This window comes from Pandoraea capi (assembly GCF_902459735.1).
GTDB lineage: Bacteria > Pseudomonadota > Gammaproteobacteria > Burkholderiales > Burkholderiaceae > Pandoraea > Pandoraea capi.
Genome location: NZ_CABPRV010000001.1, coordinates 517,015 through 543,174 on the forward strand (window position 1 = coordinate 517,015; position 26,160 = coordinate 543,174).

The 26,160-nt window shown below is 64.6% G+C and carries 23 protein-coding genes; 13 read left to right on the plus strand and 10 right to left on the minus strand.

The annotated features are described in order from the left end of the window. Positions 1 to 2 precede the first annotated feature (2 nt). From PCA20602_RS02275 to PCA20602_RS02285, 3 genes are all read right to left on the minus strand, one after another. The gene (locus tag PCA20602_RS02275; RefSeq protein ID WP_150719776.1) at positions 3 to 1,355 is read right to left on the minus strand and encodes an MFS transporter; all 1,353 of its coding nucleotides are present in this window, start codon (positions 1,353 to 1,355) and stop codon (positions 3 to 5) included. 75 nt (positions 1,356 to 1,430) lie between these two features. Further along, positions 1,431 to 2,084: a DUF4286 family protein gene (locus PCA20602_RS02280; RefSeq protein WP_150719777.1), complete on the minus strand. Its 654-nt coding sequence runs from the start codon at positions 2,082 to 2,084 to the stop codon at positions 1,431 to 1,433. Positions 2,085 to 2,310: 226 nt separating this feature from the next. Beyond that, positions 2,311 to 3,264 (minus strand): LysR family transcriptional regulator, encoded by a 954-nt coding sequence (locus PCA20602_RS02285; protein WP_069342222.1) that lies wholly within the window; start codon positions 3,262 to 3,264, stop codon positions 2,311 to 2,313. A gap of 306 nt (positions 3,265 to 3,570) precedes the next feature. Here PCA20602_RS02285 and PCA20602_RS02290 point away from each other — a divergent pair, with 306 nt between their 5' ends. From PCA20602_RS02290 to PCA20602_RS02305, 4 genes are all read left to right on the plus strand, one after another. Continuing rightward, positions 3,571 to 3,783, plus strand: coding sequence for a hypothetical protein (locus PCA20602_RS02290; protein ID WP_069342221.1), 213 nt, complete (start codon positions 3,571 to 3,573; stop codon positions 3,781 to 3,783). 58 nt (positions 3,784 to 3,841) lie between these two features. Then, positions 3,842 to 4,192, plus strand: coding sequence for a hypothetical protein (locus PCA20602_RS02295; RefSeq protein WP_069342220.1), 351 nt, complete (start codon positions 3,842 to 3,844; stop codon positions 4,190 to 4,192). Between the two features lie 138 nt (positions 4,193 to 4,330). Next, positions 4,331 to 5,635, plus strand: coding sequence for an O-antigen ligase family protein (locus PCA20602_RS02300; protein ID WP_174980711.1), 1,305 nt, complete (start codon positions 4,331 to 4,333; stop codon positions 5,633 to 5,635). A 16-nt stretch (positions 5,636 to 5,651) separates the two neighbouring features. Then, positions 5,652 to 6,545, plus strand: coding sequence for a glycosyltransferase family 2 protein (locus PCA20602_RS02305; protein WP_150719779.1), 894 nt, complete (start codon positions 5,652 to 5,654; stop codon positions 6,543 to 6,545). Between the two features lie 339 nt (positions 6,546 to 6,884). On the opposite strand, the gene PCA20602_RS02310 is transcribed toward PCA20602_RS02305, so the two are convergent. Further along, positions 6,885 to 7,946 (minus strand): YeiH family protein, encoded by a 1,062-nt coding sequence (locus PCA20602_RS02310; protein ID WP_069342216.1) that lies wholly within the window; start codon positions 7,944 to 7,946, stop codon positions 6,885 to 6,887. Positions 7,947 to 8,190: 244 nt separating this feature from the next. Between PCA20602_RS02310 and PCA20602_RS02315 the strand changes: the two genes are divergently transcribed. Next, positions 8,191 to 8,862 (plus strand): 2-hydroxychromene-2-carboxylate isomerase, encoded by a 672-nt coding sequence (locus PCA20602_RS02315; protein WP_150719780.1) that lies wholly within the window; start codon positions 8,191 to 8,193, stop codon positions 8,860 to 8,862. Positions 8,863 to 8,901: 39 nt separating this feature from the next. On the opposite strand, the gene PCA20602_RS02320 is transcribed toward PCA20602_RS02315, so the two are convergent. The 4 genes from PCA20602_RS02320 to yfiR form a co-directional block, all read right to left on the minus strand. Next, entirely contained in the window at positions 8,902 to 10,323 is a 1,422-nt protein-coding gene (locus tag PCA20602_RS02320; RefSeq protein WP_246181981.1) for an SGNH/GDSL hydrolase family protein, read from the minus strand. A gap of 168 nt (positions 10,324 to 10,491) precedes the next feature. After that, positions 10,492 to 11,112, minus strand: a complete 621-nt coding sequence (yfiB, locus tag PCA20602_RS02325) for an outer membrane lipoprotein YfiB (RefSeq protein ID WP_343031968.1) — start codon at positions 11,110 to 11,112, stop codon at positions 10,492 to 10,494. Positions 11,113 to 11,190: 78 nt separating this feature from the next. Next, positions 11,191 to 12,627 (minus strand): diguanylate cyclase DgcN/YfiN, encoded by a 1,437-nt coding sequence (gene dgcN, locus PCA20602_RS02330; protein ID WP_246181982.1) that lies wholly within the window; start codon positions 12,625 to 12,627, stop codon positions 11,191 to 11,193. Then, the gene (gene yfiR / locus PCA20602_RS02335; protein WP_217432346.1) at positions 12,624 to 13,154 is read right to left on the minus strand and encodes a regulatory sequestration protein YfiR; all 531 of its coding nucleotides are present in this window, start codon (positions 13,152 to 13,154) and stop codon (positions 12,624 to 12,626) included. Before yfiR ends, dgcN begins: the two co-directional genes overlap by 4 nt. A 496-nt stretch (positions 13,155 to 13,650) precedes the next feature. Here yfiR and PCA20602_RS02340 point away from each other — a divergent pair, with 496 nt between their 5' ends. The 5 genes from PCA20602_RS02340 (at position 13,651) to PCA20602_RS02360 (ending at position 20,572) form a co-directional block, all read left to right on the plus strand. Then, the gene (locus PCA20602_RS02340) at positions 13,651 to 15,372 is read left to right on the plus strand and encodes a putative bifunctional diguanylate cyclase/phosphodiesterase (protein ID WP_150719781.1); all 1,722 of its coding nucleotides are present in this window, start codon (positions 13,651 to 13,653) and stop codon (positions 15,370 to 15,372) included. Positions 15,373 to 15,617: 245 nt separating this feature from the next. Next, the gene (locus PCA20602_RS02345; protein ID WP_010805175.1) at positions 15,618 to 16,724 is read left to right on the plus strand and encodes an S-(hydroxymethyl)glutathione dehydrogenase/class III alcohol dehydrogenase; all 1,107 of its coding nucleotides are present in this window, start codon (positions 15,618 to 15,620) and stop codon (positions 16,722 to 16,724) included. Between the two features lie 169 nt (positions 16,725 to 16,893). Continuing rightward, entirely contained in the window at positions 16,894 to 17,670 is a 777-nt protein-coding gene (locus PCA20602_RS02350; protein WP_246181983.1) for an SH3 domain-containing protein, read from the plus strand. 750 nt (positions 17,671 to 18,420) lie between these two features. Then, a complete protein-coding gene (gene bcaP, locus PCA20602_RS02355; protein WP_150719782.1) occupies positions 18,421 to 19,830 on the plus strand; it encodes a branched-chain amino acid transporter BcaP in 1,410 nt (469 codons plus the stop codon). 283 nt (positions 19,831 to 20,113) lie between these two features. Further along, entirely contained in the window at positions 20,114 to 20,572 is a 459-nt protein-coding gene (locus tag PCA20602_RS02360; protein WP_150719783.1) for a cupin domain-containing protein, read from the plus strand. Between the two features lie 90 nt (positions 20,573 to 20,662). On the opposite strand, the gene PCA20602_RS02365 is transcribed toward PCA20602_RS02360, so the two are convergent. After that, positions 20,663 to 20,956 carry a hypothetical protein gene (locus tag PCA20602_RS02365; RefSeq protein WP_150719784.1) on the minus strand — a complete coding sequence of 98 codons (294 nt, stop codon included), beginning with the start codon at positions 20,954 to 20,956 and terminating at the stop codon, positions 20,663 to 20,665. A gap of 326 nt (positions 20,957 to 21,282) precedes the next feature. On the opposite strand from PCA20602_RS02365, the gene kefF reads away from it, so the two are divergent. Next, positions 21,283 to 22,023 (plus strand): glutathione-regulated potassium-efflux system oxidoreductase KefF, encoded by a 741-nt coding sequence (gene kefF, locus PCA20602_RS02370; RefSeq protein WP_150719785.1) that lies wholly within the window; start codon positions 21,283 to 21,285, stop codon positions 22,021 to 22,023. After that, complete coding sequence (gene kefC / locus PCA20602_RS02375; RefSeq protein ID WP_246181984.1) at positions 22,023 to 23,951, plus strand: glutathione-regulated potassium-efflux system protein KefC; 1,929 nt, start codon at positions 22,023 to 22,025, stop codon at positions 23,949 to 23,951. Before kefF ends, kefC begins: the two co-directional genes overlap by 1 nt. A 92-nt stretch (positions 23,952 to 24,043) precedes the next feature. Here kefC and PCA20602_RS02380 read toward each other — a convergent pair whose 3' ends face one another. Then, entirely contained in the window at positions 24,044 to 24,469 is a 426-nt protein-coding gene (locus tag PCA20602_RS02380; RefSeq protein WP_150719786.1) for a hypothetical protein, read from the minus strand. A 240-nt stretch (positions 24,470 to 24,709) separates the two neighbouring features. Between PCA20602_RS02380 and PCA20602_RS02385 the strand changes: the two genes are divergently transcribed. Then, positions 24,710 to 26,047, plus strand: a complete 1,338-nt coding sequence (locus PCA20602_RS02385; protein ID WP_425495630.1) for a TIGR00366 family protein — start codon at positions 24,710 to 24,712, stop codon at positions 26,045 to 26,047. The last annotated feature ends 113 nt before the right edge of the window (positions 26,048 to 26,160 follow it).

The following is a 26,160-nucleotide window of genomic DNA, read 5'->3' on the forward strand; positions in this document are numbered from 1 at the left end:
GATCAATCACGCAGCGGCTGGTGTGCCGTCTCGCGCGCGGCGAAAAGCGCGATGGCCGTGACCGCGAGCGCTGCCGTCACATACATCGACACCGCGAACGTCGTGCCGTATTCCTTGTACAGGCTCACGATGATCAGCGGCGCGAAACCACCGCCCAGAATCCCCGCCAGCGTGTAAGCCAGCGACGAACCGGCATAGCGCACGCGCGTCGGGAACTGTTCCGTGACGAACGCCGCCTGCGGGCCGTACATGATGGCGTGAATCACCAGACCGATGACCACGGACAGCACGATCAGCGCCGGGCTCGACGTATCGAGCAGCACGAAGAAGCCATACGCCCAGATCACGGCGCACAGCACGCCGAAGCCATACACCGGACGGCGGCCGAGCTTGTCCGAGAGCGCGCCGAACAGCGGCACCGTCAGCGCGTTGAAGGCCGTGCCCACGAGCACCGCGCTCAGCGCCAGCGGACGCGACAGATGCAGCGTACCGGTCACATACGTCAGCGTGAAGACGACCATGAGTGCGTAGAGCACGTCCGAGCCGATACGCGAGCCGCCGGCGACCAGCAGATTGCGCCAGTGCTTGCGGAAAACGTCGGCAATCGGCATCTCCGCCTGACGGTCCGAATGCTGCATCTCTTCGAACATCGGCGTTTCTTCCACGCCACGACGCACCCACAGACCGAAGGCCACGAGCACGAGGCTCAGCAGGAACGGCACACGCCAGCCCCACGTGAGGAAGTCGTCGGGCGAGATCGAAAGCGTAATGAGCGCAATCAGGCCCGTCGCCAGCAGCGTGCCGAACGACGGCCCGACCTGCGTCCACGAGGCATTCAACCCGCGCTTTTTCTGATCGCCATGCTCCACCGAGAGCAGCACCGCGCCCGCCCATTCGCCGCCGAGCGCCACGCCCTGCACGAAGCGCAGGGCCACGAGCAGCACCGGACTCCAGATGCCGATCGACGCGTACGTGGGCAGCAGGCCCATCAGCCCGGTGGTCAGGCCCATCACCACGAGCGTGAGCACCAGCACGGCACGCCGTCCGATCTTGTCGCCGAGGTTACCGAACACGAAGCCGCCGAGCGGACGCGAGATATAACCGACGGCGTACGTCGACAACGCGAGGATGGTGCCGGCCAGCGGATCGACCGACGGGAAGAACAAGTGGTTGAAGACCAGCGCAGCCAGCGTGTTGTAGACGGTGAAGTCGTACCACTCCAGCGTGGTGCCGACCATGCTGGCAGTCGCCAGACGTCCCTTGTTGGCGCCTGGCTTCGCGGTCGCGGCGCTGTCGACCGCACCCTCTGCCCCGCTGTTTTCCCGTACATCGCGGGTATTCGAATACGTTGTCATGAATGTCTCCAGAAGTGCGCGAGATCTGCACGAGACCCGCCGGAGCGACCGGCCTCGCGAATGAGCGTTGGGACGTCAGTCGCCGCTGGCGCCGAGGCGCCACAGCATGGCGAAGCGGGTCACGTCGGCGGCCGGTACACCGTGAGCGGCGGCCAGCGTCTCGGCGGCGGCGCGCACGGCGTCCGGGTCGGTGCCTTCGATGAGAACGACGGCATCGGCCGGCGGCAGCGGCGCGCCTTTGGCCGTCAGCGAGACGGACAGCGTCGGCACCGTGACTTGCAGCGTGGCGCGCACGATCCCGTCGCCCTGAGCCAGTTCGGCCAGTTGGGCGTTCAGACGCGAGCGGGCCTGCGTCACGACCGCTTCCGTCAGCACGAAGGCCGCGAGCATGCCGCCCTGACCTTCACCGGCTTCGACGTCGAGCGTGCCGACACGGCGCTGCGTGCCCTGCATGCGCGCGAAGTTGCGCAGGGACCATTCCGTCTGGTGATTGAACGCCTGGGCGTACGGCTCGCTCGTGAACACAGCGGCGTCTTGCGTGCAGTAGAGTGCGAGGTACGGACGGGCGCAGTCATGCAGCGCCTTGAAGCGGCGGGCGAACTGGAAGCCCGGAATCGCCACACGCTCCTGCATGTGTTCACGGTCGTACCAGCGGTTGAAATCCGCTTCGGAGGCCGGATCGATATTCGTCCAGATACAAAGTTGGGCGCGCGGGGCAGTCACAGTCATGAGGCATCCATCGGTTTTCGACAATCGGAGAGGCCGGCCGGTGCACGCTTCGCAACGAAGACGAAAGCATGCGCTATAGGCCGACCGTCCAGCCGAGTGTGCAAAACGACGGAAAATGCGTCCAACAAGAAATCAAATTCGCCGCGACAGCAAATTCTTATGACCGCCCAAACCCTTGCCGGGCGAGGCTTCGTGCCAGATGACGCGGGGATGAGACCCGGACGAATCAGGAATCGCCGGCGCCCCACACGGGGGCCGTCATGGCAGCCGCAGGCGGAATGGCGATGTCCGGTCCCATGTTCAGGGCGAACTCGCTGGCGGTGCGTTGCGCCAGACGGGCGACGTTCTCGGCAAGCAACGCGCCCGTGCGGAACGACCCGACGAGCGGCAGATTGGGGAAATTGGCGTTCACGCGTAGCAGGTGCAGGCTGTGCTCGCCCAGTTCGCGCTGGATGATCGCCGGGGGCAGCATCGCCACGCCGAAACCATCCGCCACAAGGCGGATGATCGCCGCGACCGACGTCATGCAGTTCACCCGCACCGGGCGTTCGGCCGCGACCGAGAACATGCGCTCCAGCGTCTTGTGCGGTCCGGAATTGCGCGAGAAGCTCACCAGCGGGTAGGCGGCCAGATCGGCCACGTCGAGCGTTTCCCCTTCGAGATTGAGCTTGGGACTGGCTACCCAGCGCATCGGAAACTCGGCCAGCGGCAGGTTTTCCACGCCGGTGCCGTGCTGCATGTCCGTCTGCAGCACCAGATCGAGCGTGCCCGCTTCGAGCTGTTTGCACAGATTGATGGTCGTCTCGCTGGTCACCTCGATTTCGAGCTGCGGGTACTCGCGGTGAATGCGCGCCGCGAGATCGGGAAACCAGCTGTGCACGATCGACTCGACCACACCGATCTTGAGCACCCCCGGCGGCATGTCCGGGTCGCTCAGTTCGCGCTTCATCTCCTGCCCGAGCATGACGATGCGCTCGGCATACGCGAGCGCCTTCTGCCCGGCGGCCGTCAACGTGACCTCGCGCGCGCTGCGGTCGAACAACCGCACGCCGAAACTCTGCTCCAGCGAAGCGATCCGGCTCGAGACCCCCGCCTGCGTCGTGTGCAGGCGTTCCGCCGTCAACCGGAAGTTACGCAGCTTGGCGAGCCAGACGAAGGTTTCGAGAAAACGCAGGTTCATGCTTACGGGAGATGCGGACAACCTTTGGGGAAAGGCCCATTTTAGCGGGAACACAAAAGACGTCGTTAAACGCATCCTGCGTATCGTCGACAACCGTCATTTGAGGGGGCCTGTTACGGCCTGGCGTTCCCATCGTGTTTCGTGATGTTTCGTTTTCGTAACGTTTTTCGCCGACGCGGCGCGCCTCATCTTCCCCATCTCCTTACGAATCAAGCAGTTAATCGTCTCAAGAGGACTGGCACGGGAATTGCTGAATCTTGTGCAACGGCCCGTCGAGGCCGGAGGGCCAAATCTCTGGAGACTGTCATGTCAACCGCCCATTTCCGCCGACCGCATCCGACAGTGGAACTCGCGCGCTGTGTGTTCCGGCAGCATTACATCCGCATCATGCAGGCCGAGTACCCCGGCAGCTATGCGGTGCTGGTCGACATCTGGCCCATGGACGGCCGTACGTTCTCGAGCATCGATCAGGCCAAGCACGCGGCCATGCTGTTCATCCGCAATATGGAAAACGAGTGAGTCCACGTAAGTGATCCCGCGCCGGCAAGCCTGGCGCGGCCAACGAGACGAGACCGATATGAAACACCACCACACCCGTCAGAGCGCCGCCGAGCGCCACGCCATGGCCGCTTCGATGGCCCGCCCGTCGGCATGCCAGCCGGTTGTCCTCGACCCGGCGGCCGATCCGTACGCCCGGGTCGCCGTCGAGGCTTACGCGCAAGCCTGCGCCGAACAACAACCGTGGCTGGCCGAAGCCTTGCAGCGCCAGTACCGGTTGTCCGGGGGCACGCCATCAAGCGCAGCCGCCATCTGGCGCACGTTCCACGAAGCGCAACAACTCGCCCGGGAAGGGGACGGCTACGACGAAGCCGCCTGGACACACGTCGCGCTGCACCTTTGCGGCGTCCTTGGCGCGATGAACCTGTAAGAATGTGAATTTTTGAAGGGGAGGGCCGTCGGGCGTTGCGCCGCGCCGACGGAAAACTCGGCGTGGCGGGCATTTCTGGCATACTTCGTGCAAAGAAAATTCCCGCAGTTTGCCTGGTACCCAATGAGCAAGTCCGTCATGTCGGCAAAAGCCCCAAGCCGACTCTTTTTCGCCAAGATTTTCGGTGCACTGATCCTGCTGTTTCCCGCTGCCACATTGGTCGTGCCGCGTGGTGGAAACACCGTCATGTTTCTGACAGTCGCGCTAGGTGCCGCCATTCTGCTCGTCGAACGCCAACGGGGAGACCTGTCGTGCCTCGTGCGCGAGCTCAAAACGAGCGCTCACGTCCGGATCCTGATCGGTTCGTTGCTGTTCCCCTTTCTCGCCATTCTCCTCGTAGAAGTACTACACGGCCACGTGGTCGCGAATACGCTTGACTCCCCGCTGCGATTCTTCCTTGCCGTCATCGTTTTCCTCGGATTGCGCCGCATCGTCAGCGTCGTCCCCAAATGGACCGATCTGACATTCGGCATCGGCGCCGTCTGTGCAGCGCTAATGGCGTGGTACGCCACCGCAGACCTGCTGGCTTATCGCGCTGAAAGCTCCTTTCTGAACGCGATCCACTTTGGCGACATCGCGTTGTTGCTGGGCATTCTTTCCGTGGTATCGATCCATTGGCTGCGCCGCGATACCCCATGGACCATCGCATTCAAGATTCTGGGCGCCGCAGCGGGTTGCTATGCCTCATGGGCGAGCCAGTCGCGCGGTGGCTGGATTGCACTCCCCTGCCTGCTGATCGTTTGGTTCCTGTGGCACAAGCATTCGAGCGGCATGGCCCGACGCGGCGCAATCGCGCTCGTGGCGATCGCTCTGCTTGCCGGCACTTTTTCGTCGAAAATGGTCCGGGATCGCTTTGAATCCATCCGGACCGATCTGACCAGCCTCGCCGCCGGGCACACTGACACCTCTGTCGGCATTCGCCTCGAATTGTGGAAAGTCGCGGGCAAGCTCATTGCGGAACATCCCGTGCTGGGACTCGGCGCCCACGGTTACCGTAACGCCATGCCAGCCATGGCAGCCTCTGGCGAATTGACACCGCTCACAGCCGATTACGGTAAGGGCGAAGTCCATAATCAGATCCTCGCCTACTTTGCCGATTACGGCCTGCTTGGCCTGCTTTGCATTCTGGGCGTCTATTTCGGCCCGGCGTACTTCTTTATCCGCGCCGCGCAATTGCGCCATAGCGATACGGAGCATCGAGCCGCCTTGATGGGATTGATGACGGTCGTAGCGTTTGCCGTCTTCGGCCTGACCGTGGAGACGTTCAATCTCAAGGTAACGGTCGCGTTCTACGCGACGATGCTGGCCCTGTTTGCCGCGTTCGCCTATCCTGTCGACTCTCCGGCAGACGACGAAACGCCCGCCAGCCCTGCCCGCCGTTAATCGCAGCGCTCACGACATGCTAAGCATCCTGATCCCTACCTGGAACAATCTCCCGTTCCTCAAACTGTGCATCGATAGTGTTCGCCGCCATTCGAGCGAGGCGCACGAGATCCTCGTTCACGTGAACGACGGAAGCGATGGAACGCTGGAATGGGTCCGCGAGCAGGGTCTGCGTCACACACACAGCAGCGGTAACGTGGGCGTCTGCCTGGCGCTCAACCAGCTCGCACCGCTCGCCTCGCACGATCAGTTGCTGTTCCTGAACGACGACATGTTCGTCACCCCTGGCTGGGACACCGCGCTCATCGACGCCGCCCGTGCGCTCGATACGCCGATCTATTACCTCTCGTCGGTGATGATCGAACCCAACGCAGGGGTCAGCAAGCAGGTGGTCTCGAAGGATTTCGGCACGACGACGGAAACCTTCGACGAAGCGGGTCTGATCGCCTTTGCCGCCTCACTGGGCCGGGAAGACGTCAACGGTGTGCCCACGCAGCCCACCCTCGTGAGCCGGAGTCTCTGGCACCTCGTCGGGGGCTACAGCATCGAGTTCGGACCGGGGATGAGCAGCGACGACGACTTCCTGATGAAGCTGTGGCTGGTCGGCTGCCGCACGTTCCGGATCGTCGGCAAGAGCGTCGTCTACCACTTCGGCTGCCGCTCGACCGGGCGCGTGGTGAAGAATCGCGGTAGCCGCGAGTTCCTGATGAAGTGGGGGATGACGCAGGCGGAATTCAAGCGCGACTATCTCGACCTGGCGGGAACGCCCGAGGGCGCCGCCCTACCGAACGTGCCGACGCCCAGCGGCAAGAGCCGCATCAAACGCGCACTGCACGGCAGCAAGCCCTACCCGCTCGAAGACCTCGCGCGTTGGGATACCGCCGTGCCGCGCCATCTGAAACTGGACTGAGCGGTCACCGCGCTGGCGGCCTGACGGTCGTCAGTGCAACCTTAATGCGGTGGGTGATGCCGTGGGTGGCGGATTCGCGCCCACGCATGCTCAAGACGCTTCACAGCTGGGCTATCCGGGTGACGCGTCCACCACACCCCCAGCTCCCACACCATCCCTGCGAGTACGGCGATCACCACCAGCGCGCCGATCGTGTACCAGAGCTCACCGAACGAGGTTGTCATCCTGGCCTCCCGAAAACGCTTCACGGACGACAAACCGTCGTCCGTGATTGCATTCTAGGTGACGAAACCCGGCTTGCCCGCCGGGTCTGCCCTAAGCCGCAGCAAGCCTGCCGGATCAGAGTTGCCCCATCGTGAGTTGCACCACGAGGCTGCTCACCGACACGGCGGCCCACACGCCAAGACCAAGCAGGATCGGACGCACCCCCGTCGAGGCCATACGGCGCAGGTTCGACGACAGGCCGATGGCGGTCAGCGCCACGATGATCAGGAACTCGGCGGCGTCGTGAATCCACGGTTGCAGCGACGCCGGAACGAACCCTGCCGTACGGATCCCCGAAGCGATCAGGAAGCCGAGGATGAACCACGGGAAAATACGGGCGAGGCTGAAGTTACCGGCGCCGGCGCGCTTGGCGCGGTAGGCCACGATGGCCGCGAGCGTCAGGCAGATCGGAATGATCAGCGTGGCACGGGTAAGCTTGACGATGGTGGCATAGTCGCCCGCCGCCTTGCTGTAGCTGTAACCCGCGGCCACCACCGACGACGTATCGTTGATCGCCGTACCAGCCCACATCCCGAAGCCGAGATCCGACAGGTGAAGTGCATGGCCGAGCACCGGGAAGAGCAGCACGGCGGCAATGTTGAACAGGAAGATGGTCGAGATGGCGAACGCCGTTTCGTGGTCGTCCGGCTTGACGATGGGCGTGACCGCAGCGATGGCAGACCCGCCGCAGATCGCCGTGCCCACGCCGATAAGCAGCTTGAGCTTGTCGGGCACGCCCAACAAACGCCCCAGACCCCATGCCGACAAGCCGGCAGCAGTAATCGTCACCGCCGTGACGGCGAGCGATTCGAGCCCCGTGTGAGCCACTTGCGACAGGCTCAGTCCGAAGCCGAGCGCGATGATCGACCACTGAAGCACGTATTTCGAGGCGAACTTGATACCGGCCTCGTACCGTGCGCCCGGCGAGAACAGGTTGCGCACGAGAATGCCGAGCAGGATGCCGAACACCGGGCCGCCGACGAGCGGCATCTGACGACCCAGCAGCAGTGCAACGAAAGCGATGGCGGTCGAAAGGATCAGACCTGCCCACGGGTTGTGCTGATCGGGGACCAGCGTGTCCGGCCGACTGGCGGCAGTGGATCCGGCGGATGAAGCGGTGTGGGTTTTTGTTGTCATTGCAGGCACTCCTTTCGAATGACTGCAAGTCTAAAAACTCCGCTTCAATAATAAAAATCGTTATATCGGATACAGAATATCCATATTTCCGATATTTATAACGACCCGTCGTAATGCATTGATTTGTATGGTTTTCTCGCCTCCCCTACAGCGTGACGGCAGCGCCCGTTACACTGTCTCGAGCGCCAGGGCACGACACGACGCCGTGCCGATCAGACAACCAGACCAAGGAGACCGCGCCCCCATGTCGCAAGCCACGTCTACCGCCGACACCCACGTTCGCCGCGCCCAGTGGTATTTCGATTTCGCTTCCCCCTTCGCGTACCTGCAATTCGAGCGCTTCGACACGCTGCCACGCACGCTGTCCGTCGAACTCAAGCCGATCGTGCTCGGCGCGATCCTCGTGCATCTACAGACGCAGGGGCCGGCGGAGACTCCGCACAAGCGCATCTTCACCTACCGGATGGCGCAATTCCGCGCCGAGCAGGACGGCATTCCCTACAAGATGCCACCGGTGCACCCGTTCCATCCGATTCGCGTGCTCAGGCTCGCCGTCTCGCTGGGGGCGACGCATGATGTCGTGCGCACGATCTTCCGCTTCATCTGGGCGGAGGGCCGCGATGTCTCCGACGCGCAGGGGTGGGCCGACCTGAGCCAACGGCTCGGACTGTCCGCTGACGAAGCGCTCGCCCGTGCCGAAGCACCGGACGTCAAGACCGCCTTGCGCGAGAACACCGAAGCCGCGATCGCCGCAGGCGTGTTCGGCGTGCCGACGTTTGCGTATGAGGGGGAGTTGTATTGGGGCGACGATGCGACAGCGATGTTCCGTCACTGCCTCGCGCACCCCGAGTGGCTGCAATCGCCGGACGTCAAACGTCTGCAACAGGTGACGGTCGGCGTGCGACGCGAGCGCTGAAGCGCTCGTGCCACGTCAGGCAGGCGGGCAAATCCGGCATTATTTGCCGGTGCCCAGCACCAGCGGTAACGGTACGGCCTCGGCCATGGCGGCGTAACCGGCATCGCTCGGATGGGTGCCGTCGCCGCTGTCCAGACGCGGCAGCATGCGCGTCGGCTGCGACGGATCGCGTAGCGCCGCATCGAAGTCGATGACACCGTCGAAGCCGCCATTGCCGACACTGCTACGGACCCAGCGATTGACCGCCTCGCGAACCACCTCCCGCTCGGGCGGCAATTTGCCAGGCGGAATCGTAGTGCCGAGAATGCGCACGTTGCGCGCATGGGCCGCGGCGATCAGCGACTGATATCCGGCGATCATCTCCGGCGCCGTCACGATCACATGGGGTACGTCGCAATCGAGCCCGGCGTGCGGCGGCACGTAACCGAAATTGATGTCGTTGATGCCGATCTGCACCACGACCGTCTTCACGCCCGGCTGCTCCAGCGCGTCGCGATGAAAGCGAGCCACGAGCCGCTCGCCGTAGCAGGCGGAATCGTGCAGCAGCCGGTTGCCGCTGATGCCGAGATTGAGGACGGCCACGTCGCGTCGCCCGGCGGCGGCCAGACGCCGCGCGAGTCCATCGGGCCAGCGACGATTCGCGCCCAGCGTGCTGCGCATGCCGTCGGTAATCGAATCGCCGATGGCGACGATGGCATGCGACGGCATATCCGGCGTCACACTCAGTCCGGCCAGCCACAACGTATTCGTAAAACGCGTCGGGAAGGCCGACGCCTGCGCGTCATCAACGAAATCCCCCGCGCCGCTCAGAAACGCCGTCTGCTGGGCGATCTTGTGCCACGTCGTGGGGGTTTTCGATTCACGGGTAAAGAGGCTGATCGCCAGCGGCGTACCGGCGCGCACGGCGAACGGCACCGGATCGCTCTCGAGCGATGCGCCCGGCGCAATGCGCGCGACCGGCTGGCCGCCGAACGTCAGACGTCGCAGGCTCGCGGCATCGATGCCAGCGCCGCGCGCCGAGACCGCCAGCGTTGCACGCTCGATGACCAGCGGCTGCGTGCCGAAGGTGTTCGAGAAACGCACGCGCGCTTCGTTACCGGATAGCGTCGGGAAAATGATTTGACGCACGGTGCGCCCGCCGGCTGCCGGGGCACGATTGAACGACGGCGCAGCGGGATGTTGTGCGACTGCCTGCGGCGCCGTCGCCCAGGCGCCGACCCGGGCGTTCCCGGCAACCGCAGACGTCGCCCCGTTCGGCGCGCCCTGTGCGAACGCCGACGATGCCGCACCGGCAACCACAGCAACGGCGCAAGCCGCGACGACATGCGTCAGCGAGGTCAGCGTGAAGCGCGCGACGGTGCGCAGAGCAACATGCCGGGCGCGAGGCCTTTGCGGCAAGCCCTCGGTAGCGGAAAACCGCTGGAACCGGTGGTTCAGGAACGTCGGGAACATCGAAAGCATCAGGGACAGCGGAGGCGATCCGCGAGTCGGGGCAGCAGCCGCCATTGTGCCTCATTGTGGCCGCTGGCAAGGGCTTACGTTGCCTTTCGGGCCATTCGCGCCGACCCGGCAGTGTTTTGCTTTATTCAGCGAAACACCGCAAGAGGCAGAAGAGACCGCCTGCAATGCCTAGCGCGTCGAAATGACGATGGCGACACGCCGGTTCTGCGCCCGTCCGGCCGGCGTGCCGTTATCGGCCACCGGGTTGCGCTTGCCTGCACCGATCGTCTGAATGCCGGCCCGCTGCATGCCGGCGTCCACCAGCACGCCGGCGACGGCATCGGCACGGCGCGCGGAGAGTTGCTCGTTATAGGTGTCGCTGCCGACCGAGTCGGTGTAACCGTAGACACGCACGGCATCCAGTCCGACTTTCACGAGCGTGTGACCGATGCGCGACACGGTGTCGCGGGCCGTATCGCGCACCACGAACTTGTCCGTGTCGAACAGTACCGTGTCCGAGAGCCCGAACTCCCAGCCTTCGTCCGTCTGCTTGAAGCCTTCGGCCTTGAGCGCGGCGATCTGCTCGGGCGTGAGGCCGTGCACCGGCGCGGTCTGGCAGCCGGCCAGCGCGCCGACGCCGAGCAGGCAGACCAGCAGGAGCATCCCGCGAACGGACGCTTTCAATGACGTCACGGTGCGCACCAGCGTGGCGGCGAAACCTTCGAATGCTTCGAACCCTTCGTCGAGGCGGCGGGCGTGGAGGATGAAAGCGCCAGTCGAAGCGCGTTCACGTGTGTGATGAGTGCTCAAAACCAATCCCCATTGCGGTGTGAAATCCGGTCGTCGTTTCTGGTTGTCGTTTGTTCAGCTTAGGTGTTGCCAGCCGCCTTATCTCTTGGGGCTTTCCGCAACATGCCAGGTGCCCTGGCCGGCACGCTTGGCCTGATACATTGCCGCGTCCGCCGCACGCAACAGCGCGGGCGCGTCGTCGGCATGCGTCGGGTACAACGCGATACCGATGCTCATCGAGGTGACGAGTTCGCCGCCATTGATGCCATCAGGCAGTGCGATCGGTCGTTCCATCGAGGCGAGCAGCGTCTGCGCGAGGCGCACGGCATTGGAGGTCTGACGCACGCCGCGCAGCATCACGGCAAACTCGTCGCCACCGAGACGCGCCACCAGATCCCCCTCACGCAACGGCTGACGCAGCCGCCCCGCGATGGCCACCAGCACGGCGTCGCCGGCGTCGTGCCCGAGCCGGTCGTTGATGTCCTTGAAACGATTGCCGTCGAGATACAGGAGTGCGACGTGGGTGCCCAGCTCCCTCGCCTCTGCAAGCGCCTGCGCCAGACGCGACTCGAAGTACGCGCGGTTCGGCAGGCCCGTCAACGGATCGTGATTCGCCTGATGGGCGAGCGTAGCGTTCTGGGCGCGCAAGTGGTTCTGCCAGCCCTCGAATTCGTCGAGCAGCGCGTTGAAGTCGTCGCCCAGCTCCTTTAGCTCGGCAATCGGCGTGGCGGCCACGCGTTGATGGAACGCTCGTTCCTGACGCACCGCGTGGGCGACTTCCGCCAGCGCGCGCAGGGGTTTGACGATATCGCGGTGCATGCGCTTGGCCAGCAGGTTCGCCACCGCAAACGTCACCAGCAGACAGACAAGCACGCCGCCGACCCCGCTCATCAGAAACACGAAGAACTGGTTGCCCTGCCCCTGCACTTCGATCTGCCCGACGACATTGCCGTCGTGACGAATCGGCAGCGTCACGGGCCCCGGCATCGCGACATCGGCGACGGTACGCTCGATCCGCGACCACGTGCCGCCGTCGGGGCGGCGCCACATGGCGAACTGGACGTTGCGCGCATCGAGCACCCGCACTTGCACCACGTCCTCGTCGTTCGCAATCAGGGCAATGGCTTCCTGCGCAGCCACGCGATCGCCGAACACGACGGCGGCTTCGGCCGTGTAGGCAAGCGAGCGTCCGATCAGCAGCAGGTTGTTCTCGGCGTAGGCGCGCAGTGCGATCCACGCGACGATCGAGAGCGAGAGTGCCGCAAGCACCACGGCGGAGACCGCCAGACGCAGGTGCGTGCGCCGCAGCACCCGTTGCAGCGAAGGTCGGCGGCGGCGCACCGGGGGAGATGCCGCCAATGCCTCGGCGCCCTTATTGGGCGCGGCGTCGGGTCCGGTGTCAGGCGCTGCGGTCGGCGACTCATGCGCCGCCGCACCCGACGCCAGGTCGACCGCGCTGTGCGGCGGCATCAATCTGGCAACGGGCGCACCCGGTCCGTTCGGTGGGGGATGGGCTGGGGGGAATTGAGTTGTCATGGTGTCCCCGGCTTTCGTGCCAGCTTCAGCACGTTCGGGTGGACACGTACGCCGCTGCGCGCGACGGTGTCGAGGTTGATATCGAAGGTCACCCGGTCGGCATCGACGTTCAGGCAGAACATCGTGCCGAGCGTGCAGGAGTCGTTGCGCTCGCTGATCGTTAGCACGGGGTGACCGGCGAGTGCGGCCAGGACCGCACGGCGTTCGGTGTCGCTAACCGCACCGAGATACAACGCATCGCATAACGAACCAATGGCGGGTTCTGCCGCGGACACGCGCTGCACATCGACGGGCGGCGTATTACTTGAAGGTTGCCCGGCAGGCGGTGCGAGCAGGTCGCGCGCGTAGTCGGTGTTGCCGACCACGCACAGGCGCACCTTCGCGGGCGGCGTGGGCCAGCGGGTGAAGCTGACGATACCCAGCACGACCTGTCGCACGTTGGCTTCGCGGGTACCCGCCGGCGAGGGCGCTGCGCCCGCACCGGTACTGGCGGACGTCTGCGCCATCGCGTCGCCAGGCATCAGCATGCACAACATCAGCGAACACAGCATCAGACGCGCGCGCCAATGCAGAACCGCGCGGTACGCTCGCCGCGGGCCCCGTGTCGTGCCGCTCGTCTTGATCGAGACGCTATGCAATGCCGTCTTTCCTCTTTGCTGAAATGTCCGTTCTTCGCCGGAATCAGGCCGCATGATACCGAAGGGCTCTGCGTCGAGCCAGATACAAGGCCAGATGCAGCCCCGGGTCCAGGGCCGGATGCGGCGCCGGAGCCCCGGCCCCCACGCCGGGCCACAAGTTCACAGCATGCGCGTCCCGGCACATTTTCGAAACCCCTTCCGCCCCCGCGTTTTCCCTTGCACGAAAGGGCTTGCATCGTGGCAGAATGGCGCTCATAACCAATTGAAAATCAAAGGAAATCGAGCCATTCGATCGCTCGATTTTCGAGATAAAAATCGCGACGCCAGGGAGGTGTTGCATGACGTTCCTGAATTCCGGCCGGACCGGCTTTCGGGAGGTGCGGACGTGAACGATCCCGTGCCTCGTCGGGTGCCTGACGTACAAGCCGAATTGAGCCGCGCCGCGCTCGATAGCGCGCCCTATGCCATGTTCGTGTGCACGGACGATGGCATGCTCGAACGCATGAACACGGCATTCACACGCCTGACCGGTTACCAGCCGAACGACCTGCTGGGCAAGCGCAGCTTCCTGTCGCTGCTCGATCCCTCCGAACTTGCCCGCCGTCGCCTGCCGGCCCTCGCCAGCCTGTCGGCCATCGAACCAGTGCCGTACGATGACGAGTGGCACCTGCTCACCCACATCCGCAGCTGGCTGCCGGTCCGTCTTGCACTCTCGTGCGTCGAGCACGCGCGGGGCGAGCGGCGTTGGGTCGGGATCGTGCTGGATCTCTCGCAACAGGTGCAGGTGGCCTCGCGCCTGTGGTACGTCACGCATCACGACCCGGTCACCAACCTTCCCAACCAGACCTTGCTCAACGAGCGGCTGGAACTGGCGATCCACCGCTGCGCGAATCAGCGGGTCGGGTTGACGGTGATGCTCGTCGAACTCGATCACCTGCGCAAACTGCGCAGCACCTTCGGGCCGCCGACCGCCGAACTGGCCTTGCGCATCGCGGCCGAACGCCTGCGTGAAGCCAGCGGACCGGAAGACGCGCTCGCCTGTCTCGGCGGCAGCCAGTTCGTCATCGTCACCAACGAGACCGGCGACGGCGCCCGGTTGCTCGCCGCGCGCATTCAGGCGCGGCTGGCACAGTGGGTGGACGTCGACGACAACACCGTCGCACTCGACGCGAGCATCGGCGCGGTCAGCTACCCCGATCACGGCAACACGCCGGAGACGCTGTTGCGGCGCGCCCATGTCGCGCTCGGCATCGCCAGCGCCGCCGGTGGCGGCTTGCGCTTCTTCAGCAGCGAGATGGATTCGCAGACACGGCGACGCAACGAGCTGGAAAGCCTGTTGCGCGTAGCCGTGCACGAGCAGGCGCACTCGCAGTTGCATCTCGTCTATCAGCCGCAGGTCACGCTCTCGACCGGCGAGATCCGTAACGCGGAGGCGCTGCTTCGCTGGCGTCATCCGACGCTCGGGGCTGTCGGTCCAGCCGAGTTCGTGCCGATTGCCGAGACCTCGGGGCTGATCCTGCCGCTGGGCGAATGGGTCATGCGCACGGCCTGTCGCGAGGCGAGCCGGTTGTTGCGGCGCTGCGGCTATTTGCCGCGCGTGTCGGTGAACGTCTCGTCGCAGCAGTTCGCGCGGCAGGATGTCGTGGGGATGGTCGAGCGGGCACTGAACGTCAATGCGCTGGAGCCGCGCTATCTCGAGATCGAAATTACGGAAACGGTGCTGCTGGGCGACTCCAGCGCCGCCATCGGATGCCTGCGTTCGCTGCACGATATGGGCGTGGAGATCGCCGTGGACGACTTCGGCACCGGCTATGCCAGCCTCGCGTATCTCACGCGCTTTCCCGTGCATCGCCTGAAGATCGACCAGAGCTTCGTGCGCGACATGCTCACGCATGCGCCGAGCCATGCCATCGTGAGCGCCGTCATCGCCATGGCCCACTCGCTCGGCTTACGGGTGACGGCCGAGGGCGTAGAGACGCAGGCGCAGGCGCAGCGGCTCACCGAACTGGGCTGCGACGAGGCGCAGGGCTACTGGTTCGCCCGCCCCGTCGACGCTCAGGGCTTTTATCACATCGTTGCGCCCCTAGGCAGCGGCGCACGCCGGTGACATCGTTTGATCAAGCAGCGGCGCACGTCGCTGACATCGTTTGATCAAGCCGCGGCGCACGTCGCTGACGTCGTTTGATAGAGCAGCGGCGCCCCGCCGCTGACGCCCCCACCCCGGCGAATCATGTATCCGGTGCCGCCTTTTTTGTCGACATGGCGTGTCAAGACTCGCGCGTGACTTTAGAACGCGGTATGGTACGTCGCGAAGGGATTCCCCCGAACGACGTAGCAACGAGGAACATCGCCATGAAAACCAAAGCCGCCATTGCCTGGGAAGCGGGCAAACCCCTGACCATCGAAGAAGTCGATCTGGAAGGGCCGCGCGCCGGCGAGGTGCTGATCGAGGTCAAAGCCACCGGCATCTGCCATACGGACTACTACACACTCTCGGGCGCCGATCCGGAAGGCATCTTCCCGGCCATCCTCGGGCATGAAGGCGCGGGCGTGATCGTCGACGTCGGCCCGGGCGTCACCACGCTCAAGAAAGACGACCACGTCATTCCGCTGTACACGCCCGAGTGCCGTCAGTGCAAGTTCTGCCTGTCGCGCAAGACCAACCTGTGTCAGGCGATCCGCAGCACGCAGGGCCGCGGCCTGATGCCGGACGCCACGTCGCGCTTCTCGCTCGACGGCAAGCCCATCTTCCACTACATGGGCACGTCCACCTTCTCGAACTACATCGTCGTGCCGGAAATCGCCGTGGCGAAAGTCCGCTCCGACGCGCCGTTCGACAAGGTCTGCTATATCGGCTGCGGCGTGACGACCGGTGTGGGCGCCGTCGTCTACTCGGCGAAAGTCGAAGCGGGCGCGAACGTCGTCGTCTTCGGTCTGGGCGGTATCGGCCTGAACGTCATTCAGGGCGCAAAGATGGTCGGCGCCGACAAGATCATCGGTGTCGATATCAACCCGGGTCGCGTCGAACTCGCGAAGAAATTCGGCATGACGCACTTCATCAACCCGAAGGAGGTCGAGAACGTCGTCGACACCATCGTGCAACTGACCGACGGCGGCGCGGACTACTCGTTCGAGTGCATCGGCAACGTGACGACCATGCGTCAGGCGCTGGAGTGCTGCCACAAGGGCTGGGGCCAGTCGTTCATCATCGGCGTGGCGGCTGCCGGTCAGGAAATCAGCACGCGTCCGTTCCAGCTGGTCACGGGTCGCGAGTGGAAGGGCTCCGCCTTCGGTGGCGCGCGTGGCCGGACCGACGTGCCGAAGATCGTCGACTGGTACATGGAAGGCAAGATCAACATCGACGATCTCATCACGCACACGCTGCGCCTCGATCAGATCAACGAAGGTTTCGATCTGATGAAGCGCGGCGAGTCCATCCGTTCGGTCGTGCTGTACTGAGGCTTTCGCCTGTGGTTCTGAGCGTGGGATCGGGTTGTCGATGCTGTAACACGTGAGAATATGGCTGCAACGTTTCGTTACGCGTTACTGCAAACCAACCAGCGACACGACCGGTCGAACCGGCATGCAGAGGTTTGGGGCTGCACCTCGTCACAACAGGGAGAAGACCATGAACCAACGAACCTTGCCGCTCATTCTGGCGGGGACTGCCATGCTGACCACGCTCGCGGCCCTGCCCGAAGTCGCGTCGGCGCAGTCGGGGCAAGCCGTCATCAACTCGGCGGCCAATGTGCGGGCGGGCCCGGCCTCCGACTACCCGATCGTCGCACAGGCGGCGCCCGGCATGCCGGTAACGGTCTACGGCTGCATCGCCGGCTACTCGTGGTGCGACATCGGCCTGCCGGGCGCACGTGGATGGATCTACGGCGCGCTGCTCAGCTATCCCTATCAGGGCAATCCGGTGCCCGTGCTCAATTACGGGACGATGATCGGCTTGCCGATCATCACCTTCTCCATCGGCAATTACTGGGGCAACTATTACCGTAACCGTCCCTGGTACAACGACCAGCGGTATTGGCATCGTCCGCCGCCGGGTCCTCGCCCTCCGCATTGGGGCCCGGGTCCGGGGCCGAGGCCACCGGGCGGTCACTATCCGGGACCGGGACCGCGGCCGCCGGGTGGTCACTATCCGGGACCGGGACCGAGGCCGCCGGGGCACGGCGCTGGGCCGGGTCCGCGCCCCCCGGGACATGGCGCCGGACCGGGTCCGGGCCCGAAGCCGCCGGGGCATGGTGCGGGTCCGGGCTCGAGACCGCCGGGACATGGGGGTCCGGGGGCACGTCCGCCGGGCGGTGGCGACGGGCACGGGGGTGGTCATGGGGGAGGTCATGGCGGGGGTCGTCCGCCGGGCGGTGGCCCGGGGGGCTCTGGAGGACCGAATCGCTGACATCCGCGAGGGTTTTCATTCGGGCAATGGTGTGGCGGGGTTATCGGTGCCGTGACGGAGCGACTTTCAGGTGGAGCGCAGTCAGGGCATCGGTAACCCCGCTGCCCGGAAGTCAGACAGAACGAAGCGGTGATCCCGGGATGTGGTGTGAATTAAGTTGATTTGAGTTGAGTCAAGCCCCAATATCCGCCCCTAATTCAGCACGCCCTGCACCCACTTCGCAAAAAACGCTTAAAATGTGAGCAATTCCGGCCAGGCGGAGGTGCCGAACTGGCGCCGATGGCCGGACCGCAGGACAGCGAGCCCTTGCACACATGACGTCGAACGACGTCGCCGTGCACCAACGTAGCAGACCCTTCAGCAGACCTATCTCCGGTGTGCCGCCGTGATGCCGAGCCATCGCGACGGTCACGACAGTCCGGCAGGATCCTCAGTAAGTCTCGATCGTGTTCGTCCCGCTTCGATGCGCCCAACGGCGCGTCGTGGCATGCCTATCGCCCTGCCGCATCCGGCGCGTGCCATCCACGCTCGCCGGTGGCGGCCGATTTGCCCGGCTTCGCGCGTGGGCAGCGTTAGCGCATCGACGTGGTTCGTCAAACCCTGCGGGTGTCCGCCACGCATGGGGGACGAGCGGCCACAAGCCCGGGGCGCCCTTGCAGCCAGGTCGCGGGACACGTCTCCCGTGGATTCCCCGATGGCGCGCGCCAAGCGCAGGCCACGGGCACACGTTGCAGGAACCTTTTGCAGGCAATGAGTCTTTTTCGAACCAAAAACATCGAGAACATGCTGGCGGCTGGCCGCAGTGGCGGTCTCAAGAAAGTGCTGGGCCCGGTCGACCTCGTGCTGATGGGCATCGGCGCCATCATCGGCACCGGCATCTTCGTGCTCACCGGCACCGGCGCCTTGACGGCCGGCCCGGCGCTCACGCTCTCCTTCATCATCGCGGCCATGGCCTGCGGCTTTGCCGCGCTGTGCTACGCCGAGTTCGCGTCCACCATCCCCGTCTCCGGCTCCATCTACACCTACAGCTATGCCACGCTCGGCGAAATCGTCGCGTGGATCATCGGCTGGGATCTGATGCTCGAATACGGGCTGGCGTCGTCCGCCGTGTCCGTCGGCTGGTCCGGCTACTTCCAGTCGCTCGTCGCCGGCTTCGGCCTGCACCTGCCCGCGGCCATCACCGCAGCCCCCGGCAGCGTGCCGGGCGTGACGACCTTCATCAACCTGCCGGCCGTCGTCATCATGCTGCTCATTACTTGGGTGCTGTCGTACGGCGTGCGCGAGTCCGCGCGCATCAACAACCTGATGGTCGCCATCAAGATCGGCGTCGTGCTGCTATTCATCGCCGTCGGCGTCTGGCACGTCAAACCCGCCAACTGGACGCCGTTCATGCCCTTCGGCACCAGCGGCATGTTCAATGCAGCAGCGCTCGTCTTCTTCGCATTCATCGGCTTCGACGCCGTGACGTCCGCCGCCGAAGAAGTCCGCAATCCGGGACGCGATCTGCCCATCGGCATCATCGGCTCGCTCATCGTGTGCACGCTGCTGTACGTGGCCGTGGCCGCCATCATGACCGGCATCGTGCCGTTCGCGCAGTTCGCCGGTGTGGATCACCCCGTCTCGCTCGCGCTGCAATACGCCGGACAGAACTGGGTCGCAGGCTTCGTCGATCTCGGTGCCATTCTCGGCATGACCACCGTCATTCTCGTGATGACCTACGGCCAGACCCGTATCACTTACGCCATGTCGCGTGACGGACTGTTGCCGCCGCTGCTCTCGCGCATCCATCCGACGCACAAGACGCCGTTCGCGGGCACCTGGATCATCGGCGTGGTGTTCGCCGTCATCGCAGGTTTCGTGCCGCTGGGCGTGCTCGCCGAGCTGATCAACATCGGCACGCTGTCGGCGTTCGCGCTCGTGTCCGTCGCGGTGCTCGTGCTGCGCCGCACGCGCCCCGACCTGCCGCGAGCGTTCCGCGTGCCGGGCGCACCGGTCGTGCCGCTGATCTCCGCCGGGCTGTGCCTGTTCCTGATGGCGCATCTGCAAGCCGCCACGTGGATCGCCTTCGTGGTGTGGCTGGCCATCGGCATGGTGATTTACTTCACCTACGCGCGCCGCAACGCGCTGCTGCACAAGCACGGCGACACGCCACAGGTCTGATCCCCGGGACACGGGACAAACCGACGCGCCCGCTCGTCCACTCTCGCACTCACTCGCGCACCGGCGCGAGTGCGCGTATAGTCCGGTTCAGGAAACGCAGGGCTCGGAGAACACATGATGTTCTCCGGGCCCTTTGCCCATCCGCCGCATCATCTGTATCGCCAACCCCCTTTGCATCACTCGCACCAAGCACCACGCATCACGTGTTCCGCATCACGCAAATCGTTCGTCCGAGCTTCCGTTTGCCGTCGTCTCACTACGTCTTTGCCGAGGAAACAAGAACATGCGCCGTTATGTCCTGCTTGCCGCCGTACCCGCCGCCTTCGCTGCCGGCATCGTTGCCTCCCATCTCGTGCCCAGCGCCATGGCGCAGGCCGCCCCGCTCACCCCGCAGATCATCGATGTCGGCGCCATGACCGACGAGCAGATCGGCAAACTCGTGCCGAACGTGGGCACGCTGCGCAGCCGCACGCTGGTCGCGACACAGAACGGCACCGTCGCCGTGCAGAGCGGCAACGTGCCGCGCCACACCCATCAGGATGCCGATGAAATTCAGTATGTGATTTCCGGCAGCGGCACCTTCTGGCTGGGCGACCAGCAACGCGAAGTGCATCCGGGCGATCTGATCATCATTCCGCGCGGCACCGTGCACGCAGGGTCGCAGAACACCAGCGGTGAATTCAAGGTGCTCGCGATCAAGCTGCCGCCGCAAGCGCCGAACGATATCCAGTTCGTGAAGTGACGGACATGCCGGGATAGCCAGTCATGGCGGGCGCACGTCCCGCCATGCGGCCTATGGGGACATTGATGAATGGGTAGACGTGAACCGCCGTCAGCCGAAATTGCGGTTCAGCCAGACCGCGCCGTAGCCGAGCGCGAACATCGTGAGCAGCAGCGGCACCGAGATGCGGATGATCTGGATGACGAGCGGACGCGGCGGCAGGTCTTCGTCCTGCGGCGCACGCGCAGCCTCATGCAACGCTCCCGTGCATAGCGCCGCCGCCACCGCGCTGGCGAACACCCAGAACGTCTGGTTGTAGAGCAGCGCAACGAGCAGCAACGTGAGCGCCACGTTGCGTCCGTGATAGATCAGATTGACGGTATTGCGAAAGGCTTGCGGCGACATGTCGGAAAAGCACTGACGTGTGCATGGAGGCACCGCCTGCGCGAAAGGTCTTGTTATTTGTCTTTTGACCGGCAACACGCCTCACGGCGCATCGCGGCCCTCGAAAGCTGAGCAAAGCTTATCCACACTTAACGGCTTTTGCCACCGGAGTCTTTAACCTCCCGCATGACGTTGCGCATAACGTCCTGCATGACGTCCTGCATGACGTCCTGCATGACGTGCTGCATGACGTGCCGCGTTGAACAGGCCGTTGCACGGTACCGCCCACGCCACCACGCCACCACGCCCGATGCCCGGCGTCATATGAATGGGGTATCCTCCCCCGCATGACAGCCCCCGCCTCTACCCGTATCCAGCACGCCGCGCCGGACACCCCCGACAGGGCGCCACAGCGCGCCGTCTATGTCATCGTGGCGCATCCGCGCTGGCGCGATTCACGCGTCAACCGGCGCCTGCTCGAAGCCGCGCGCGGCATCGACGGCGTCGACGTCAATGACCTTTACTCGACCTATCCCGACTTCAGCATCGACGTGGCCGCCGAGCAGCAACGTGTCGCGCGCGCCGACCTGATCGTGCTCGTCCATCCGATCTACTGGTACAGCATGCCGCCGCTGCAAAAGCTCTGGTTCGACGAAGTGCTGTCGTGGGGCTGGGCCTATGGTCAGGACGGACACGCGCTCGCGAACAAGGATCTCTGGCTGGTCGCCAGCACCGGCGGGCCGCTGGAGAGCTATCGTCCCGAGGGCTACAACCAGCACGAGTTCGCCGCGTTCCTGCCCGGCTACGAACAGACAGCTCACCTGTGCGGCATGCGCTTTCTGCCGCCGCACGTGCTCTACGGCGCGCGACGCTGCGACGCCGCCGCCCTCGACGCCCACGTCGGCGAATTCGCCGGGCGTCTGGCCACGTACCCGCAATGGCCGGAACTGATCTCGATGGCCGACGCGCCGGAGTGTCAGGCGATCCCGTCGACCGACCGTCCGCGCTGTGCGACAGGCGACATCCCCGAGGCCCCCGCCAACGTCGGCGACGCAGGCATCGACACCACCGCCGGGAGGGCCGTCTGATGGAACATGTCCCGTCGTGGCTACTCGCCAGTCTGATTTATCTGGCAGCCGCCGTCATCGTTGTGCCGCTCTCGCGCGCACTGGGTCTCGGCGCGATCATCGGCTACCTCGCGGCCGGCATTGCGATCGGCCCGTGGGGTCTCGGTCTCGTATCCCGCGTGGAAGACGTGCTGCACTTCGCCGAGTTCGGCGTCGTGCTCATGCTGTTTCTCGTCGGTCTCGAACTGGAGCCGCGACGGCTATGGAGTTTGCGACGACCGATCTTCGGCTGGGGCTCGGCGCAGGTCATCGGCTGCGCCGTGCTCCTCTTCGCCGCCGGCGTGGCACTCGGCGCGCCGTGGCGCATCGCCCTCGTCGCGGCGCTGGGTCTGGCGCTGTCGTCCACCGCCATTGCCTTGCAGGTGATGGCCGAGCGCAACATGCTCGCCACCGCGAGCGGTCAGGCCGGCTTCTCGATCCTGCTGTTTCAGGACGTCGCGGCCATTCCGATTCTCGCGTTGCTGCCGCTGCTCGCAAATTCGTTCGACAGCCACACGATGACTGGCACGACGCGCGCGCTCGAAGCGTTGAAGATCGTCGGCGTGATCGCGGCCATCATCCTCGGCGGCCGACTCGCGTTGCGCCCGCTGCTGCGCTGGATCGCCAATAGCAAGACGCCGGAAATCTTCACGGCGGCGTCGCTGCTGCTCGTCGTGTCGATTGCGACGTTGATGCAGCTGGTCGGTCTGTCGATGGCGCTCGGCGCATTCCTCGCGGGCGTGCTGCTCGCCGAGAGCGAATACCGTCGCGAACTCGAAACCGACATCGAACCGTTCAAGGGTTTGCTGCTCGGCCTGTTCTTCATCGCCGTGGGCATGAGCATCGATTTCGGCGTGCTGCTCGCACAACCGCTGCGCATGCTCGCAGTCGTGGTCGGCTTCATGGCGCTCAAGGGGCTGGCAATCTACAGCCTGTCGCGGTTGATGCAACTGCCCTATCAGGAGCGGCCCATCTTCACGCTGCTGCTCGCGCAGGGCGGCGAATTCGCTTTCGTGGTGTTCCAGTCGGCAGGCCCGCAAGTGTTACCGCCCGCCGTGTCGTCGTTCCTGATCGGCGCGGTGGCGCTGTCGATGCTGCTCTCGCCGCTGCTGCTCGTGGCCATCGACAAGTGGCTGCTGCCACGCTACAGCGTGAAGGGATCACCGCGCATGGAGGAGATCTCCGAGCCGCAGTCGGCGAATGTGGTGATCTGCGGCTTCGGCCGTTACGGACAGATCGTCGGCCGTGCGCTCGTGCCGCAAGGGGTGTCGGTCACGGTGCTCGACCATGACCCCGATACCATCGAGAGTCTGCGTCAGTTCGGTTTTCGTGTGTTCTACGGGGACGCGACGCGTCTCGACTTGCTGCGTATCGCCGGCGTGGCGAATGCGCGGGCGGTGGTCGTCGCGGTGGACGACATCGATCAGTCGCTGGAGATCGTCGATCTGATGCGAGAGCACTTCCCCGACGTGCCGGTCGTGGCCAGAGCGCGCAACGTCGGACACTTGTTCCAGTTGCGCGACCGCGGCGTGCAGCACGTCGAACGCGAACTCTTCGACGCCTCGCTGCGCAGCGCGCGCTCGGTGCTCGAAACGCTCGGGTGGCCGGCTGCCGAAGCCCGTGAGGCGACCATGGCGTTCAGACGCGCCAATGTGCAGTTGACGGACGAAATGTATCCCTCCTACCAGGATCGCAACAAGATGATCGCCACCGCGAAGGAAGGGCGTCGTCAGTTCGAGGAGCAAATGGCGCGCGAGCGTGCCACGCGCCGGGCGCAGCATCAGGTCACCTTCGGCTGGGATGGCGACCGTGCGCCCGACAAGACACCTGCGCCCGCCGACGCCGACCAAGCGGCAGCGCAAGCGCAGACAGATCAGCACAACGGCGCGGCGCACGAGCCCCGCCCCTGAGCGTCAGACAGGCATCGACGTTCCCTATCGCGCCGATAGGGAACACTTCCCTCATGCCAACGGTGTATGCGGATCGTGCGATCCGTGCGTGATCAGTCGAACGGCTTGAAATGGCCGTCGGCCGGCACACGGGCATCGGCGCGCAGACGCGTCTCGGCGTCCACACCAGCCAGACCGCGATAGTAGAGATGCACGGCAATGGCTGCCGAATACCGGCGGATTTCGACGAGCGTGAGATACGCATGCTCGGCCGACGTGAACATCAGATACGGCGATTCTTCTTCGATCAGCCCGGCGACCTGATGCAGGCCGTGACGGTGCAGCACTTCCGTGAGTTCGTCGCGGCTGCGGTGCGTATTCGCATCGGTGGCCGGGTACATCATGCGAAGCAAGGCGAGCGGATGATCGGCGACCGCGAGCGAGAGTGCCTGTACGACAGCATGACTGTCGAGCGCCGTAGCCACGGCTTCACCTTCGGGACGATGCTGCGGAAAAAGTTGCTCAAGGGTCAGCGACATGATGAGTCCATTGCGGAGTAGCTGCAAAAACTGCGGCAGCGGTTCTACAGTCTAGTCACGTCTGCGCACGCGATATAGCGCGTCGCGCGAATACCTGCGTTGCACGCGCCGCAACAATTACCAAATATTTCAAACGCCTCTCGCTTCCTGCCACAACTTCCGACGCATTGCCATTACGCAGTTTTACGTCATGCCCGCACGGCTGTGCGATGACACAATGCATCGATTAATAAGTTAACAATGGAAGAGACAGTCGTGGTTAAAAGTATTTCCCGTTTTTTCACGCAGGTCGTGCACCGCTTTTTGCCCGACCCGCTCATCTTCGCCATCTTCCTGACGGTCATTACCTTTGCACTGGCGCTGAGCTTCACGCCCAAGACGCCGGGCGATCTCGTGCTGCTCTGGGGATCGGGCTTCTGGAATCTGCTGGCGTTCTCGATGCAGATGGCGATGATTCTCGTGACGGGTCACGCCCTCGCCAGCTCCGGGCCGATGAAGCGCGCAATGGCCGCACTTGCCGGTGCCGCACGCTCCCCGGCGCAAGCCACGATGATGGTCGCGTTGCTCGCCGGTGTGGCCTGCGCGATCAACTGGGGCTTCGGCCTCGTGCTCGGCGCGATGTTCGCGCGTGAAGTCGCACGCCGCGTGAAGGGCACCGACTATCGTCTGCTCGTCGCCTGCGCGTACATGGGCTTTCTGACATGGCACGGCGGCTTGTCCGGCTCGGTGCCGCTCGTCGCGGCCACGCACGGCAATCCGATGGAAAAGGTCGTCGGCCTGATCCCCGTCTCGCAGACGCTGTTTACCGGCTACAACGCGTTCATCACGGTGGGCCTGATCGTGATGTTGCCGTTGCTCGCCCGCGCGATGATGCCGCGTCCGAACGAAGTGGTGACGGTCGATCCGAAGCTGCTCGTCGACGAACCGACGCATGAGCGCGTGCTCGGGCCGAACGCGACGTTCGCCGAGAAGCTCGAAGAAAGCCGTCTGCTGTCGTTGCTGGTGTTCGCGCTGATCGCAGGCTTTCTCGTGCTGCGCACCGTCACGAAGGGCTTCACGCTCGACATCGATACCGTGAACATTGCGTTCCTCGGCATCGGCATATTGCTGCATCGCACGCCGATGGCCTATGCCCGGGCGATCGCGAATGCGGCCCGTGGCGCGTCGAGCATCATGATCCAGTTTCCGTTCTACGCCGGTATTCAGGCGACGATGGATCACTCGGGGCTCGCCGGTGTCATCACGAACTGGTTCATCGAAATCGCCAACGCGCACACGTTCCCGCTGCTCGCCTTCCTCAGCTCGGCCGTGATCAACTTCGCGGTGCCGTCGGGCGGCGGTCACTGGGTCGTGCAGGGGCCGTTCGTCATGCCCGCCGCACAGGCGCTGCACGCCGACCTCGGCAAAGCGGCCATGGCCATCGCCTACGGCGAGGCCTGGACCAACATGGCGCAACCGTTCTGGGCGCTGCCCGCCCTCGCGATTGCCGGGCTCGGCGTGCGCGACATCATGGGGTATTGCGTGACGGCGCTGCTGTTCTCCGGCGTCATCTTCGTCGCCGGGATGTATTTGTTCTGACGTTTCGCCCCTCGCGCGCCATGCAGGCAGACCGGACATTCGCCGGTCTGCACGGCGCGCGCGCAACGCCAATGGTATGATTTTTGCCGACAACATGACTCATACCGTATGCG